Annotated in this window: 11 protein-coding genes; 2 read left to right on the top strand and 9 right to left on the bottom strand. The window is 46.1% G+C overall.

Annotated elements, in window-relative coordinates:
- Positions 1 to 62: 62 nt before the first annotated feature.
- The 4 genes from FQ084_RS10735 to FQ084_RS10720 all read right to left on the bottom strand — a co-directional run bounded on the left by FQ084_RS10735 (position 63) and on the right by FQ084_RS10720 (position 6,646).
- Complete coding sequence (locus tag FQ084_RS10735; RefSeq protein WP_149490615.1) at positions 63 to 1,079, bottom strand: cell division protein ZipA C-terminal FtsZ-binding domain-containing protein; 1,017 nt, start codon at positions 1,077 to 1,079, stop codon at positions 63 to 65.
- A gap of 205 nt (positions 1,080 to 1,284) precedes the next feature.
- Positions 1,285 to 5,229 (bottom strand): AAA family ATPase, encoded by a 3,945-nt coding sequence (locus FQ084_RS10730; protein WP_149490614.1) that lies wholly within the window; start codon positions 5,227 to 5,229, stop codon positions 1,285 to 1,287.
- 77 nt (positions 5,230 to 5,306) lie between these two features.
- Positions 5,307 to 5,795, bottom strand: a complete 489-nt coding sequence (locus FQ084_RS10725) for a hypothetical protein (RefSeq protein ID WP_149490613.1) — start codon at positions 5,793 to 5,795, stop codon at positions 5,307 to 5,309.
- 47 nt (positions 5,796 to 5,842) lie between these two features.
- Positions 5,843 to 6,646 (bottom strand): sulfite exporter TauE/SafE family protein, encoded by an 804-nt coding sequence (locus FQ084_RS10720; RefSeq protein ID WP_188032956.1) that lies wholly within the window; start codon positions 6,644 to 6,646, stop codon positions 5,843 to 5,845.
- Positions 6,647 to 6,825: 179 nt separating this feature from the next.
- Between FQ084_RS10720 and FQ084_RS10715 the strand changes: the two genes are divergently transcribed.
- Entirely contained in the window at positions 6,826 to 7,776 is a 951-nt protein-coding gene (locus tag FQ084_RS10715) for a biotin--[acetyl-CoA-carboxylase] ligase (protein WP_149490611.1), read from the top strand.
- Positions 7,777 to 7,814: 38 nt separating this feature from the next.
- A complete protein-coding gene (locus FQ084_RS10710) occupies positions 7,815 to 8,543 on the top strand; it encodes a pantothenate kinase (RefSeq protein ID WP_149490610.1) in 729 nt (242 codons plus the stop codon).
- Between the two features lie 104 nt (positions 8,544 to 8,647).
- Here FQ084_RS10710 and FQ084_RS10705 read toward each other — a convergent pair whose 3' ends face one another.
- From FQ084_RS10705 to FQ084_RS10685, 5 genes are all read right to left on the bottom strand, one after another.
- Entirely contained in the window at positions 8,648 to 9,835 is a 1,188-nt protein-coding gene (locus FQ084_RS10705; protein WP_149490609.1) for an isovaleryl-CoA dehydrogenase, read from the bottom strand.
- A 65-nt stretch (positions 9,836 to 9,900) separates the two neighbouring features.
- On the bottom strand, positions 9,901 to 10,821 hold the full coding sequence (locus FQ084_RS10700; RefSeq protein WP_149490608.1) for a hydroxymethylglutaryl-CoA lyase: 921 nt from the start codon (positions 10,819 to 10,821) through the stop codon (positions 9,901 to 9,903).
- Positions 10,822 to 10,835: 14 nt separating this feature from the next.
- On the bottom strand, positions 10,836 to 12,938 hold the full coding sequence (locus FQ084_RS10695) for an acetyl/propionyl/methylcrotonyl-CoA carboxylase subunit alpha (RefSeq protein ID WP_149490607.1): 2,103 nt from the start codon (positions 12,936 to 12,938) through the stop codon (positions 10,836 to 10,838).
- Positions 12,939 to 13,082: 144 nt separating this feature from the next.
- Positions 13,083 to 13,889 (bottom strand): enoyl-CoA hydratase/isomerase family protein, encoded by an 807-nt coding sequence (locus FQ084_RS10690; RefSeq protein ID WP_149490606.1) that lies wholly within the window; start codon positions 13,887 to 13,889, stop codon positions 13,083 to 13,085.
- A gap of 61 nt (positions 13,890 to 13,950) precedes the next feature.
- On the bottom strand, positions 13,951 to 15,561 hold the full coding sequence (locus FQ084_RS10685; RefSeq protein ID WP_149490605.1) for a carboxyl transferase domain-containing protein: 1,611 nt from the start codon (positions 15,559 to 15,561) through the stop codon (positions 13,951 to 13,953).
- Between the last annotated feature and the right edge of the window lie 45 nt (positions 15,562 to 15,606).

Genomic DNA, 15,606 nt, shown 5'->3' with positions numbered 1-15,606 from the left:
TCAATCGCTATTTGCCTTTAGAATGCTTTAGAGATAATTTTAACTGTTTGTCTATTTAGACTTTACCCTTCATAATCGCGCACTTGATTACGCAGCTGTTGTTTATACTCAGGGGTAATTGGTTCGTTCTCTTCATCGAGCATAATGGCGTCCAAATCGCTTGCCATCATATATGCAATGCTCATCATACTATCGAAACTGCGCAGCGCTTGTGGGTGCGGCAAGGATAAGAATACCACCACGCCGTTATAAGTATTGGTCGCCACACTATGCGGGTCAAAAGGCGCGATACCGCTATCAGTGATGCCCATCATACTGAACCACAGCATGCCCGTACCGTCTTTTTGCTCATAGCGATGGAACATATTCATCGCGCCATAGCGCAAGCCGTATTTATCAATTAAGGCCAACAAGTCACGACCACGGATAATCGCGGCTGGACGGTCACGATATTGATGCGGCAAGATGGTGATATTGATATTGTCTTTGGCATTGATCAATGGAGCGTTTTGTGCGTCATCAACCGGCTCTGAGAGATGCTGATCGAGTATCGGACTATTATTATCAAAGCTTGGCTCGTCTGCGGTATCAATCACTGGCATCAGACTATCGGTTGCTGAGACCAAGCTCGAAAACGCATCTGGCTCTTGCTCGATATTCATATGTTCTGCGGTAGATACAAACTCGCTGTCATCGGCGTGCTGCTGCTCAGCTTGCCAGCGCGTATAGTCGCCGTCATCTATCATGCCACTATTATCGTCATTAACATCATGGCGCTCAGCCGTTAGCTGCGCATCGACGTTGGTATGAGATTGGCTCAAAGGCGCATCTTCAACGACCGCATTTAGATAGCTGCGATCAGGCGCTATGGTGGTCTCGCCCGCGACGGTGTCATCTAAGTTTGGCTGATCAACGATATTGCGCTCGTGGCGCGGTATGATTGGAATACCGTTTTTATCATAATTGACCGCGGCAGCCTCAGCAGTTTTGCGACGCTTAAAGCTACGCATGACCATAATTAGCCCTGCGAGCACGATAAATGCGGCAATGGCGATCAATATAAACTGGATAGCGGTCATGAGAAATACATCCTAATATATGACAAAAGGGAATACATAAGAGGGAATAAATGGCAATAGTCTAGCATGGCTGATTAATATCGTCACCATATAGTCATCGTTTACCGTGAAGCTGACACACTTGCGTGACCTTATAACCTCAGCCCTAACTATACCACCGACTATCGCTTGCAGTTATTAATTATTTTGCTACTGTGCGCTGCTCTTAATCAGAAAGGTAACGCGCAGCTTCATCGAGCGAGACGCTGACCAAAGTAGAAATACCTGCGCTTGGCATGGTGACGCCTTTCAACTCATCAGCAATCTGCATCGTTAACTTATTATGACTGATAAAGATAAACTGTAAATCATCTGCCAATTCATGAATCAGACTGGTAAAGCGGGCAACGTTGGCATCATCAAGTGGCGCGTCGACTTCATCAAGCACACAAAACGGTGCGGGGTGCTGCTTAAATATCGCAAAAATCAAACTCAGCGCGGTCAGGGTTTTTTCACCGCCTGAAAGTACGGCCAAGCGGCTATTACGCTTGCCTTTTGGCTGTGCCATCAATGTTAGCCCTGCCCGCCACTGTTCTGATTTTAGTGCATTAGCAGGCATATCATCAGTATTTAGCGTTAAGCTTGCTTGCCCACCGCCAAAAACTTTGGCAAATAAATTGGCAAGCTCGTTATTGACCGCATCGAGCGTCTGCATAAATAAAGTCTTAGTAGTCTCATCAATCGATGCAATTGCCTCCGTCAACGTCTGCATACTGGCGGCAATATCTGCTGTCTGCTGTGCGAGTGGCTCTAGACGTTCATTGACCTCAGCCAATTCTGCCACGGCGGCAAGATTAACTGCGCCAATTTTACCTAATTGCTGCTCAAGTTTCGTACGTTCGGACTCAAGCTCAGCGATTTTATCTGGACGCACACGGCGATCATGAGCAATAAAATCCGCTAATAAATTTGAGACACTCATCATTTGCTGCGGGTGCTGTGATATGTCCGATTGCGATTTACATTTATGGCTCATATTATAGTAAGCATCTAGCGCTTCTTGCGCATGGCTGCTAGCATCGTCTAGCCGTGCCATGCTTAGAGCCAAATCGGTGGCGAGACGTGCAAGCTCACTTTGTTGATTTTGCAAAGTATTTTGCAAAGTATCTAACTCGACCTGCTGCTGACTATAATCTTGTTTAAGCACCGTTAATGCGGTTTCGCGCGTCGTTAATATTACCTGTTGCTCATCGCGTACGGTTTGCGCGTTTTGCAATGCAGCTTGCAGTGCGGGCAGCTTACTTTGCTGCTGCTCATAACGCGCCTTTAAACTCTGCGCACTTTGCAGCGACTTATCGTATTGCTCGCTCGCTCGCGTAAGGCTACTAACACTATGCTCTAAACGCATCTCGCTTTGTTGAATACGAAGCTGCAAGGCTTGCCAAGCGTCATCGTCTGCCTGACGCGTACGGGTGAGCTCACTGCGTTCCGCTTGTAATTGCTGAGTTGTCGCTCGCGCATTGGCGATTTGTGGCGTTAGCGCTGCTATCTCGCTTTGGATACCGTTCTGCTCGTCATTGATCGTTTGCTGTTCTTGTGCCAACTCTGTTTTTTCTAGCTCAAGAGCTACTTTGTCTGCATTGAGGCGTTGGCTATCTGCTTGCACGCGCTCAACGTTGGCGCGCTGCGTGGTAAGCTGCTGCTGACATTTATGTTTATCGCGGGTTAATTGCTCAGCTTGTGCGCGCGTTTCCTCTAAGCTGACTGTCAATGCATCATAGTTTTGCTGATTTTTCGCTATAGCCTTTTGCTGGGCTTGTATCTTGGTTTCAAACTCATCAAGCAGATCTTCTAACGCTTGCAGACGGCTGCGCTGCTGTAAACGCTGAGTCAAGAATTGACTATTACTATTGTTTTGACCATCTTGCGCGTTAGCAAACTTACTTAGATTCATCGTACCCTGACGACTGATGAGCCAGCCATCAGACGTTAGCAAAATGCCGGATGGCGGCAATGCTTTTAAAATCTCAGCCAACGCTTCTAACGTTTGCTTATTATCTGTCTCAGGCTGCGCAATATATAAATAACAGTGCTGCCAAAGCACTAATGCGGGCTGCGTAATCAGCTGTGATAACGGTAGTACTTTATCAGTTAAAGTAGCTGGCAAATTGCCGATAAATGGCTCTGTATTTGTCTCATTTTGCTTAGTAGATAACCACAAGCTATGACCTGTTTCTATTAGCGACTTGCCTTTTCTATTAACCTGCTCATTTTGCACAGCTTGATAAGTAAACACATCAGCTAAATCATGCTCAAGCACTTGCCATAAGGTTGCTTTTTGAGAATCGCCATTAGCGTTCTGCATGTTTGACTGGTTGGTTTGATTTGATATTAATACGTGGCTATCCAACCACAACGCCAATACGCTATCGAGCAGCTGCGCATGCTGTTGCCCTTTCGCGCTTAGCTCAATCTGCTCACGCAAGGTCGTGATGACTAATTCGTTATAGTCGCTAGCTACTTCATTTTCTAATGCAGTTTTTGCTTCGACAGTTTTTGTATGAGTAAGCTGTTGAGGTTTTGGCGTAGGTTTAGGATGCAATATCTTGTGCAGCGTATCGTACTCACTTGCCAATACGGCGTGGCGCTTTTCATTCTCGCTTAATTCACGCTGCTGCGTGTTTAAGCGATGCTGTAACTCATGCGCTTGCGGTTGAAGTTCAGACAGTCGCTCATCGATACTATCTTGTTGGCGCTCAATTTGCTCCAGCTGTCTATTTAGCTCAGCAACCTGTGTCTCTAAGGTCTGCTGTAAGTTGTTCGCATCAATTTTCTCGCGTCCATCAGTAATCTTAACTGATGATAGTGATTGTTGTAATTGCTGCCATAAATCCTGCCAATTTTTCTGACGGCGTTGCCATTTATCATAGCTTTGCTGATGACGCTTTTGCGCTTGGCTATTAATCGCTTGCTGTTGCTCAAGCATGCGCGCATTGTCTTGCAAACGGGACAGCTGATTTTGCGCGTCATGGTAGGCGTGCTGCAATGGTTGCTCATTACGTTTGTGCGATTCACGTTTGTTACTAAGTTCAATCAGCTGCGGACGCAATTCTTCTAATATATTCCGCTGCTCAGCTTGCTCAGCTCGTAACCGCTCAATCTCATCGACTGCTTGTTCGCGCTGCTGTTCTAACCCAGTTAATTGCTGTTCAATAGTAGTCAGCTGTGATTTGGCATCGCTAAGCTCATGCTCAGCTTGTTGATAGCTTAGCTGCTGCTGATAATGGCTGCTTTGAGCATCGTCTTTGAGCCACTGCTCTTGATTGATATGAGTAGCAAGTTTATCTTGCTTAGCTTTCAAACCTTCATAACGAGCTTGCAGTGTGGTGACTTCGGCGGCGCTATGCTCATGGGCGATTTTTTGCTGCTGCTGGGTATGCTTGGCTTGATACAGTTGCTGAATGGCCAGCTGTTGTTTGATATCAGCAAGCGTTAATGCCAGTTCTTCGTAACGCTCAGCACTGGCTGCTTGTTTAGATAAGCGTTTTTGTTGGCTGACCAGCTCGCTTTGCATATCGTGCAGGCGTGCTAAATTATCTTGGGTCTTCTCAAGCTTTTTTTGCGTTTCTTCGCGGCGCGCTTGATAGCGCGAAACCCCCGCTGCTTCTTCGATAAATTCACGCAACTGCAGCGGGCTGGATTCGACAATCCGCCCAATCATACCTTGCTCAATGACTGCATAACTGCGCGCGCCAAGCCCAGTACCCAAGAATACATCAACCACATCACGGCGACGACAACGCGTGCCATTGATAAAGTAATCCGAGCGTCCCTCCAAATTTACCTGACGGCGGACGGACAGCTCTTGATAAAGGTTAAACTCATGGCGAATGCCATTCTGCTCGTCTTGGGTATGCTCAAAAGTCAGCTCGACGCTGGCGACACTTTTGGCGGCTTTATCTTGCGTGCCAGCAAAGATGACATCACTCATCGCCCCACCACGCAGCTGCTTAGCAGAGGTTTCACCCAACACCCAACGAATAGCATCAATCACATTAGATTTGCCACAGCCGTTTGGCCCGACAATGGCGGTGATACCATGACGGAAGGTAAAAGTCGTAGGATTGGCAAAGGATTTAAAGCCTGCCAGCTTGAGAGATTTTAGGCGCATGAAGGATCAATAAACTTAGCAAAAACAGGCGGCTATTCTACCTGAAATTGTCGAGGATTTTTAGGGTTTGTGGGTTGTTAAGTATAGTCTGACTTATATTTTTGAATCTCACTATACAATTCATCATATCTTTCATCGAATTTTATTTTAAGCAAATCTAAGTTATCTGCATTATTATTTATAAGGTTATGATGCCGATCATATTGTGATACGAACAACTGATGTGCTACTTCTAAAAACCTCTTGCATTCATCAACTAATTTAGGGAAGTAAAGCACAGTAATCACCTCTATTTGTCCGCCTTTCTCGATAAACTCATTAATATTGACTTGCATTATTTCCTGCTGCTGTGCGTTCAAATCTAATGATTTTAAGATCATTGAAAAATCAATAAGCCTAAACACTAAATCTTCATACTTTTGTCTTAGGAAAATTTGTCGCTCATACTTGTGTTCAGACTTCAGCTTCCAGAAACCAATACCCTGACTGACCAAAACACCAAATAATGCTGAACCTGAAGCAATTAGAGCAACAATAAAACTTTCACTTTGAAAAAATAATTCCATTTATCAATTACTCATTGGGTAATTTATTTAAAATAATTGTCAAGAATTTACAATACCCCAATCCCACTTAACAACAGCTGCCCACCTGCAAATAATAGCAACACCCCAAAGGCACGCTTAAGTGTTAGCGCAGGCAATACATGAGCAAGCTTGGCACCCACTTTTGCCATCGCGAAGCTAGCGACGGAAATAAATAAGAAACCCGTAATATGGACAAAGCCTATTGTGCCCTCGGGTAGATTGACCACGTCTTGACCAAACCATGCAAAGCCTGCCGCGCCAGCCAATGCAATCGGCAAGCCACAAGCTGCTGAAGTGCCAACCGCTTGCTTCATCGGTAGTCCTGCCCAATTTAAAAACGGTACAGTTAAACTGCCACCCCCAATCCCAAAAATAGACGACGCCATACCAATACCCGTACCCGCGCCAAACTGTACGCCAGCTGACGGTAATGGCTTGCCCAACTGCTCTTTGTTAGAAAAGAACAGCATTTTTAATGCGACCAATAACGCGCCCACACCGATGATGGCTTGTAATACTTTGCCATCAATCATATCTGCAATACCAGCACCGACCAGACTACCGATAACTAAGCCCAATGCCATTTTGCGCCACACTTCCCAACGTACACCGCCGCGCTTATTATGCGCAGTCAAGGAGCTAATAGAAGTTACTACGATGGTCGCAAGTGAGGTACCGATTGCCAGATGAGTCACCACTTCTGGTGGAAAATGATAGGCAGTAAAAATCCATACCAAAGCAGGCACGATAATCATGCCACCGCCTACGCCAAATAGACCTGCGCTAACTCCAGCAAATGCCCCTGCAATGACAAACCACACATACAACATCATAGCGCTACCTTTTATTATGGCTGTTTTTATATGATAATAACTAACGCCTTCACGTCATTAGTATCCAAGTCGTGACAATGTTGCCGATGGCTATCATTCTTAACAATCGCGTTAGTATATCAAAAGCGATGCCAAAGACTCTATCAAACATTATATGAACCACAGCGACTAAATTTATGCCGTTATCTATATCTATGCCGTCACCAACCAATCCCTCTGTCCATTTATCTGAGCTTACTCATCGTCACGTCACTAGCAGCGCTTCTACCAATAGCGAGCTGATAGAAGCGGTACAGAATGGTACGCTGAACGCCACGGAATTGCATCTATTAACGGCTGAGTCTCAAAGCGCAGGACGGGGGCAGCGAGGTCGTTCATGGCAATCACCGCGCGGCAATGTGTATCTGTCGTTATATCATCCAGTGCATATGCCGATTAGCGGTTTGTTGTCCTTAGTTATCGGCGTTGAACTGGCAAAAATGCCTGTTATCCAAACCTTAAATAAGCAATTACGCGTACAAGGTTTAACGCCTATTGGCGTAAAATGGGCCAATGACTTGGGCTTTTATCAAAACCCACCTAAATCAGATGACGCTGAACTGGATACGCAAATTATTCAATTTAATAAGCTTGCTGGTATTTTAATTGAACCGGTATGGAAGGCAGGAAAATTGGTTGGTGTGGTGATGGGGGTTGGACTCAATGTACAAGCCACTCCAAAGCTGACGGCAGAAACTTGCGAAGGCATGAGTTATCAAGCGATCAGCTTACAAGATATTTACGGTATGCTGGAATCAGATAATACTAACAGCCTACCGACCTTACAAACGCTTTATCAGCAAATTAGTGAGTCATTACTAGCAGCGATGACGCGCTTTGAGCACTTTGATATAGAGAAGCCGACCGGACATACCTATTATCTGGATGGCTTTTTGCAAGAGTTTGCAACGATGGATGCACTAGCAGGTCTGCGATTACAGGTCACTCAAGACCATGATGATAAGGCGCATGTGGTCACCGGAGACGCCTGCAGTATTGATACAAACGGATGTTTGCAATTGCGTCAAGATAACGGTAAGATTTCTGCGCTTTTTACCGGACGCATTGACGTTATTAATAAGGCTTAAATTAAAGACCCAACGGGCACTATATAAAGGGATTTTTTATGCTCTGGTTAGATCTGGGAAACACCCGTCTCAAATACTGGCTGACCGACGATATCGGACAGATAGTCGCACATGATGCCAAGCAACATTTGCAAGCGCCGGCCGAATTACTTATGGGTTTGACCGATCGCTTTGAGCGTTATGCGCCTGACTTTATTGGTATCTCATCAGTGCTAGGCGATGATCTCAATGCTAAGGTTTCAGAGACTTTAAGTCGCCTTAACATCCCATTTGAATTTGTCCATGTCGATGCCAATTATCCGCTGATGAAAAGTGCTTATAATGACGAGCAGCTCGGCTGTGATCGTTGGCTGCAGATGCTGGGCGCGGTGGATAAAACCAAACGTCAATGTGTGATAGGTTGCGGTACAGCAGTCACCATTGATTTGATTGACCACGCTGAGCATTTGGGCGGTTATATTTTTCCCAGCATCTATCTACAACGTGAGTCATTATTTTCTGGCACCAAGCAAATCACCATCTCTAACGGTACCTTTGATAGTGTTAGCCAAGGTATCACCACGCAAGATGCGGTACATCGCGGCATATTACTATCTATCGTTGGCGCGGTAAATGAGATTAGCCATCGCCATCCCAACTTTGAAGTCATTATGACCGGTGGCGATGCAGCTATTATCGCCCAACACGTCAATCGCCCAGTGCGTATCCGTGATGATTTATTATTAAATGGTCTGGCACGCTATTTTGACCATAGTAAGCAGGCATAATTCCTGAAAATTTTCATAAAATAGAACCAAAAAAAAGCAGTACGCTTAAAACGTACTGCTTTTTTGTTATAACTAATACCTAAATACTTTTACCTAAATATTTTCTATTTCGTCTCGTTAAACAGTTCGCGACCAACCAACATCCGGCGAATTTCACTGGTACCTGCGCCGATTTCATACAGCTTGGCATCACGCCAATAGCGACCAAGCGGATACTCATTGGTATAGCCATTACCACCAAAGATTTGAATGCCCTCGCCTGCCATCCAAGTGGCTTTTTCAGCACACCATAAAATGACACTGGCGCAATCTTTACGCACTTCTCTACTATGACCGGCACCGCGTTTATCTAACATATCGAGATTTTTACCAACGGTATATAAGAAGCTGCGCCCTGCTTGCAGGATGGTATACATATCTGCGACTTTACCTTGAATGAGCTGGAACTCACCAATTGCTTGCCCAAACTGCTTACGGTCATGGATATAAGGGACGACATTGTCCATTACCGCCTGCATGATACCGATAGGACCAGCTGCCAATACCGCACGCTCATAATCAAGACCACTCATCAATACCTTAACGCCTTCATTTAGGCCGCCTAAGATATTTTCTTTGGGTACTTCAACATTGTTAAAGGTCATCTCACCAGTATGACTACCACGCATGCCAAGTTTGTCGAGCTTTTGCGCCGTGCCAAAGCCTTCCATGCCTTTTTCAACGATAAAAGCGGTCATGCCTTTAGCGCCAAGCTCTGGATTAGTCTTAGCATAAACCACCATCACGTCAGCATCAGGACCGTTGGTAATCCACATTTTGCTACCATTTAGCACATAATGACCGTCTTTCTCTTCGGCTTTCAGCTTCATACTGACCACATCTGAGCCAGCGCCAGTTTCACTCATGGCGAGTGCACCGATAAATTCACCGCTGATTAATTTTGGCAGATATTTTTGTTTTTGAGCTTCACTGCCGTTACGTTTAATTTGGTTGATACACAGATTTGAATGCGCACCATAGCTCAGCGCTACAGAGGCAGAGGCGCGACTAATCTCTTCCATCGCGACCATGTGTGCGACGTAACCCATATCAGAACCACCGTACTCTTCGGGAACGGTGATGCCATGTAAACCAATGTGGCCCATCTTTTGCCACAAATCCATTGGAAACTCATCGCTACTGTCAATCTCGGCCGCACGCGGAGCGATTTCTTTGGCAGCAAACTGCTGCACCATATCACGTAAGGCGTCGATATCTTCGCCAAGCTGAAAATTCAATCCAGGTAAACTCATAACCATTCCTTGTATTTTGATGTTTTAAATCTTGAATTTTAATTTGTTTTTTCAAGCAGTATTAGTTAAGCCTGACGCTTATTAATTAACGCATGAGCCACGCTTGAACCATTGCGACGACCTAGAAATTCACTAATACGCTCGCCAGCTATGACCAGCTTATCTAAATCAATGCCTGTGTTGATGCCCATACCATGCAGCATATAGACGACGTCTTCGGTGGCGACATTACCTGTTGCACCTTTGGCGTATGGACAACCACCAAGCCCCGCCACTGAGGTATCAAATTCACTGACCCCCATTTGTAAGGCGGCTAAGGTATTACTGACTGCTTGACCATAAGTATCATGAAAATGTCCTGATAGCATGCTGATATCAGCGTACTCCAGTGCGGCTTGCAACGCGCGCTGTACCTTGAGCGGCGTACCTACGCCAATGGTATCGGCAATGCCAATCTGCTCTGAACCTATTTCAACCAAACGCTTGGTGACATAAGCCACTTGGCTTGGGTCAATCTCGCCTTCATAGGGGCAACCGACCGTGCAAGAGATAACACCTCGCACTTTGATACCTTGTGATTTTGCAGCGGCAGCAACAGGCGCGAAACGCTCAATACTTTCATCGATACTACAGTTGATATTCTTTTGGCTAAAAGTTTCACTGGCAGAGCCAAAGATAACGATTTCATCAGGACGATGCATGATGGCATTTTCAAAACCGCGCATATTGGGCACTAATACCGAATAGCAAACGTCCGCATGGCGTGTGGGCGCCAATGCTTCTAGCAGCGCACGATTATCACCCATTTGTGGCACCCATTTTGGCGATACAAAGCTAGTCGCCTCAAGCTTTTTGACACCTGCTGCGATTAAATCATCGATAAGCCTTTGCTTAACCGCCGTTGGTACCGTCATGGCTTCATTTTGCAAGCCATCACGTGGACTGACATCGACGATGGTGACGTGTTCTGGGTACGAGTGATTCATGCTTATCATCCTTTTTACTTATTATCTGCACTGTCAATACGCAATAGCTCATCGCCATCGGCAACCAAGTCACCGGCGCCAAATAACAATTCTGCCACCACACCATCCGTCGGGGCGGTAATGGTATGTTCGATTTTCATTGCTTCGATAACCGCAAGTGGCTCGCCTTTTTTCACGCTATCGCCAACGGCAACTTTAAACGCAACGACCTGACCTGGCATTGGTGATTTCAAGCTGCCAACCGCCGCACTCTCTTCGCCAACGTGCGCCATGATATCGATCAGCGTAATTTCGTCACGACCGCTATCGGTGAACACATAGACGGTCTCATTATGTACCCAGCTTTGGGTGCTAATACGTGCCTCATCTAACCATAACGTATGATTGTGTGCGTCACTACTAGCATAACTCACTTGCCCTTCATAAACCCTTGCTGTTTGGGCGGCTACATTAGCATTGCTGTTATCTTGAGTGTTAGCGATTTCTTTTTCAATGACCAGCGTAAAGCTACTCAGATTTTCAGCACCTTTTTTGCCGTCAGAACAACTTGCATTGTGCCAATGACTAATACGAGCAGTGTAAGGTTGCTCATCATAAACCAAGCCAAACGATCTTGTGTAGTCGCTATAAGCACGGAAACCTGTCGGCTTACTAAACGGATCTGACCCTTGCATTGTCGCTTCACTGGCAAGCTGCTGCGTAATAGCAGTCACCGAAAGCGTCGACAAATCAAGTGGATGCTGATTAAATAGCTCGTCCGCCTCACGTTCTATCAACGCCGTATCAAGATTGGCCTGACTAAAAGACTTGGTATTTATAATGTAGCGCAAAAATGCGACGTTATTTGGCAGACCGACGATGCGCGTTTGAGCGAGTGCACGGTCAAGTTTGGACAATGCTTGCTCGCGCGTGGGCGCATGAACGATAAGCTTTGCAATCATCGAGTCATAGAACGGACTAATGACATCGCCTTCGCGTACGCCATCGTCGATACGCACATCTGCAACATTGAAGGTGCTGTGTTCAGGTTTTTGATAAGTGAATAAAGTACCCGTCGCTGGCAGAAATTCATTGTCAGGATTTTCAGCACAGATACGTGCTTCAATCGCATGACCGTTAATCGCTAGCTCCTCTTGTTTTTTCGGCAAAGGCAAACCTGCCGCTACTAGTAGCTGCCATTCAACCAAATCTACCCCAGAGATGGCTTCACTAACCGGATGCTCAACTTGCAGACGGGTATTCATCTCCATAAAATAGAAATGCATGGCGCCCGCGCGTTGCTCAACGATAAACTCGACCGTGCCTGCACCAAAATAATTGACCGCACGCGCGGCTTCAATGGCAGCGGTTCCCATTGCTTCACGCATCGCCGCGTCAACACCCGGTGCTGGCGCTTCTTCTAATACTTTTTGATGGCGACGCTGTACCGAGCAATCTCGCTCAAACAAATGCACATAATTGCCATGGGTATCACCAAATACTTGGATTTCGATATGGCGTGGTTTTAGGGCGTACTTTTCAATCAGTACTTGATCATTACCAAAACTGGTAATCGCTTCACGGCGACATGAGTCTAGTAGGTCAATAAAATCGCTGCTCTGTTCAACGATACGCATGCCTTTACCACCACCGCCAGCACTGGCTTTAATCAATACGGGATAGCCGATGCTGTCTGCTTGCTGCTGTAAGAATTCTGCTTCTTGGTTTTCACCGTGATAGCCGGGTATCAGTGGCACGCCAGCCGCTTCCATCAGACGTTTGGACTCAGATTTTCCACCCATGGCGCGAATAGCGTCAGCCGATGGACCAATAAATACCAAACCAGCATCTTGGCAAGCTTGCGCAAAATCCGCATTTTCACTTAAAAAACCATAACCTGGATGAATCGCTTGTGCGCCAGTTGCTTTGGCAATCGCAATGATAGCATCGCCCTTGAGGTAGCTGTCTTTAGGCGCCGAACCACCCAAATAAACAGCCTCATCACAGACAGCGACATGCTTAGCCTCACGGTCAGCATCAGAATAAACAGCAACGGTACTTACGCCCAAACGCTTGGCAGTCGCGGCAACTCGGCAGGCAATTTCACCACGGTTGGCGATTAGAATTTTAGAAAACATAACTATCCCTGTGTCTTGTCATTTTTATCGTTTTTTACATTGATAAATAATAAAAATATATGCTGATGTTCACATACGACTGGTTTAAATTAAATAGTATTTATTGTTAATTTATCATCAATTTGCCGAAAGCCTCTTTTACTATTAATCTGCTGTCAGCCAATCAGGCTTGCGCTTCTGTAAAAATGCTTGCACACCTTCTTTGCCTTGCTGTGATGAACGAATATCAGCAATACCTTTGACGGTGTCAGCAATTAGCTCATCGGTAATCGGTGCGCCCGCGACTTCATGTAATAAACGTTTGCAGGTCTTAACCGCATCTGGGCTGTTTTTGACCACTGTAGCGCAGAATAGAGCAACTGCCTCATCAAGTGATTCCTCACTGACGCGCTCATGAATAAAACCTAACTGCCGCGCCTTTTTGGCATCAAATACTTCTGCGCTTAAGAAATAACGCTGCGAGGCTCTAGCACCTAATGCGCGTATGACATAAGGGCTGATGGTCGCTGGCGCCAATCCCAAACGCACTTCACTGAGGCAGAAGTTGGCGATTTTAACCGCAATGGCCACATCACAAACGGCCACCAAGCCCATGCCGCCTGCATAGACGTCACCTTGGATAGCGGCAACCGTTGGCTTAGGGCACTCATAAATGGTCTTGAGCATTTGCGCGAGTTTATCAGCATCGGCTAAATTTTCTTCATAGCTATAATCTGCCATCGTACGCATCCAATTAAGATCCGCACCGGCACAAAATGCCTTACCCGCAGCCGCTAAGACGATAACACGTACATCATCATCAGCGCCAAGCTTATCAAATGCATCCGTCAGCTCGGCAATCATTTCATCATTAAAGGCATTACGTATCTCAGGACGGTTTAAAGTTACCGTCGCGATATGCTGCTCAATGTTAACCAGTAGGCTTTTATAATTATTCAAAGTTTGTTGCATAACTTTCTCTATTTTTTATGTATTTATGAGCGCTAAATGACTGACGATATACCATTTAATGCTACATTCTAAAGACACCAAAGGTTGTCTCTTCAATCGGTGCGTTATAGGCAGCGCTCAGCCCTAATGCTAATACATTACGGGTATCAGCAGGATCAATTACGCCGTCATCCCACAGTCTAGCAGTGGCATAATATGGATGACCTTGCTTTTCATACATATCGAGAATCGGGGCTTTAAATGCCGCTTCGTCCTCGCTACTCCATTCCTCACCTTTGCGGTCGAAGTTGTCACGCTTAACCGTTGCCAATACAGAGGCTGCTTGCTCACCGCCCATCACAGAGATACGCGCATTTGGCCACATCCATAAGAAGCGTGGGCTATAAGCACGGCCACACATGCCGTAGTTGCCAGCACCGAATGAGCCGCCGACAATAACGGTAAATTTTGGTACTTTGGCATTAGCCACCGCCATGACCATCTTGGCACCATGACGAGCAATACCTTCATTTTCGTATTTACGGCCAACCATAAAGCCAGTGATATTCTGCAAGAATACCAACGGGATTTTACGCTTACAGCATAGCTCAATAAAGTGCGTGCCTTTTTGCGCCGATTCACTAAATAAGATGCCATTGTTGGCGATAATACCAACTGGCATACCTTCGATATGCGCGAAACCACACACCAGCGTCGTGCCAAAACGTGCTTTAAATTCATCAAAAGCACTGTCATCGACGATACGGGCGATGATTTCTTTGATATCAAAGGGCTTGCGCTTATCTGTTGGAATGACGCCATATAGCTCTTTGGCATCATAGCGTGGTGGACGTGGTTTAATTTGATTCGGCACTTGCTTCGCAGGACGGTTTAGATGACTGACGATATTACGGGCAATCGATAACGCATGGGTATCGTTTTGCGCCAAGTGATCAACCACGCCTGACAGACGCGTATGCACATCGCCGCCGCCCAAGTCCTCGGCCGTAACTTCTTCGCCGGTCGCCGCTTTTACCAATGGCGGACCACCTAAAAAGATGGTTCCTTGGTCTTTAACGATGATAGATTCGTCACTCATCGCCGGTACATAAGCACCGCCAGCCGTACAGCTGCCCATGACCACGGCAATCTGTGGAATACCCGCCGCACTCATATTGGCCTGATTAAAAAAGATGCGCCCAAAGTGCTCTTTATCAGGAAATACGTCGTCTTGGTTAGGTAAGTTAGCGCCACCCGAGTCCACCAAATACACACAAGGCAGGTTATTTTCTTGCGCAATTTCTTGTGCACGTAGATGTTTCTTGACCGTCATTGGATAATAAGTACCGCCTTTTACGGTGGCATCATTACAGACAATCATACACTCAGTGCCGTTAATGCGACCAATACCAGCAATCACGCCGGCCGCTGGAATATCTTCGCCATACATATCATGCGCCGCCATCGGCGCCACTTCTAAGAATGGTGTCCCAACATCAAGCAAACGCTCGACACGCTCACGAGGCAAGAGTTTGCCACGCGCTAAATGCTTAGCTCGCGCACGCTCTGAACCGCCTTGGACGACTTTACGCAAGTGCACATATAAGTCGTCGACCACCGCTTGCATAGCGGCACTGTTTTGCTGAAATTCAGCCGCGTTTGGACTCAGTTTACTGGTTATGATAGCGCTCATGATATCCCTTTTCTTTAATGCGTCAATGCGAGTAGTTTTTTTATA

The sequence above is a fragment of the Psychrobacter sp. ANT_WB68 genome (assembly GCF_008369115.1).
Lineage (GTDB): Bacteria > Pseudomonadota > Gammaproteobacteria > Pseudomonadales > Moraxellaceae > Psychrobacter.
The sequence above is the reverse complement of the archived record's forward strand: the minus strand, read 5'-3'. Positions and strand labels throughout refer to the sequence as shown.

Bases quoted from the DNA above. Each gene is read 5' to 3' on its own strand.
- FQ084_RS10725 (WP_149490613.1), bottom strand. From the start codon at position 5,795: ATGGAATTATTTTTTCAAAGTGAAAGTTTTATTGTTGCTCTAATTGCT.
- FQ084_RS10685 (WP_149490605.1), bottom strand. From the start codon at position 15,561: ATGAGCGCTATCATAACCAGTAAACTGAGTCCAAACGCGGCTGAATTT.
- FQ084_RS10715 (WP_149490611.1), top strand. From the start codon at position 6,826: ATGCCGTTATCTATATCTATGCCGTCACCAACCAATCCCTCTGTCCAT.
- FQ084_RS10690 (WP_149490606.1), bottom strand. From the start codon at position 13,889: ATGCAACAAACTTTGAATAATTATAAAAGCCTACTGGTTAACATTGAG.
- FQ084_RS10720 (WP_188032956.1), bottom strand. From the start codon at position 6,646: ATGTTGTATGTGTGGTTTGTCATTGCAGGGGCATTTGCTGGAGTTAGC.
- FQ084_RS10735 (WP_149490615.1), bottom strand. From the start codon at position 1,079: ATGACCGCTATCCAGTTTATATTGATCGCCATTGCCGCATTTATCGTG.
- FQ084_RS10700 (WP_149490608.1), bottom strand. From the start codon at position 10,821: ATGAATCACTCGTACCCAGAACACGTCACCATCGTCGATGTCAGTCCA.
- FQ084_RS10695 (WP_149490607.1), bottom strand. From the start codon at position 12,938: ATGTTTTCTAAAATTCTAATCGCCAACCGTGGTGAAATTGCCTGCCGA.
- FQ084_RS10705 (WP_149490609.1), bottom strand. From the start codon at position 9,835: ATGAGTTTACCTGGATTGAATTTTCAGCTTGGCGAAGATATCGACGCC.
- FQ084_RS10730 (WP_149490614.1), bottom strand. From the start codon at position 5,229: ATGCGCCTAAAATCTCTCAAGCTGGCAGGCTTTAAATCCTTTGCCAAT.
- FQ084_RS10710 (WP_149490610.1), top strand. From the start codon at position 7,815: ATGCTCTGGTTAGATCTGGGAAACACCCGTCTCAAATACTGGCTGACC.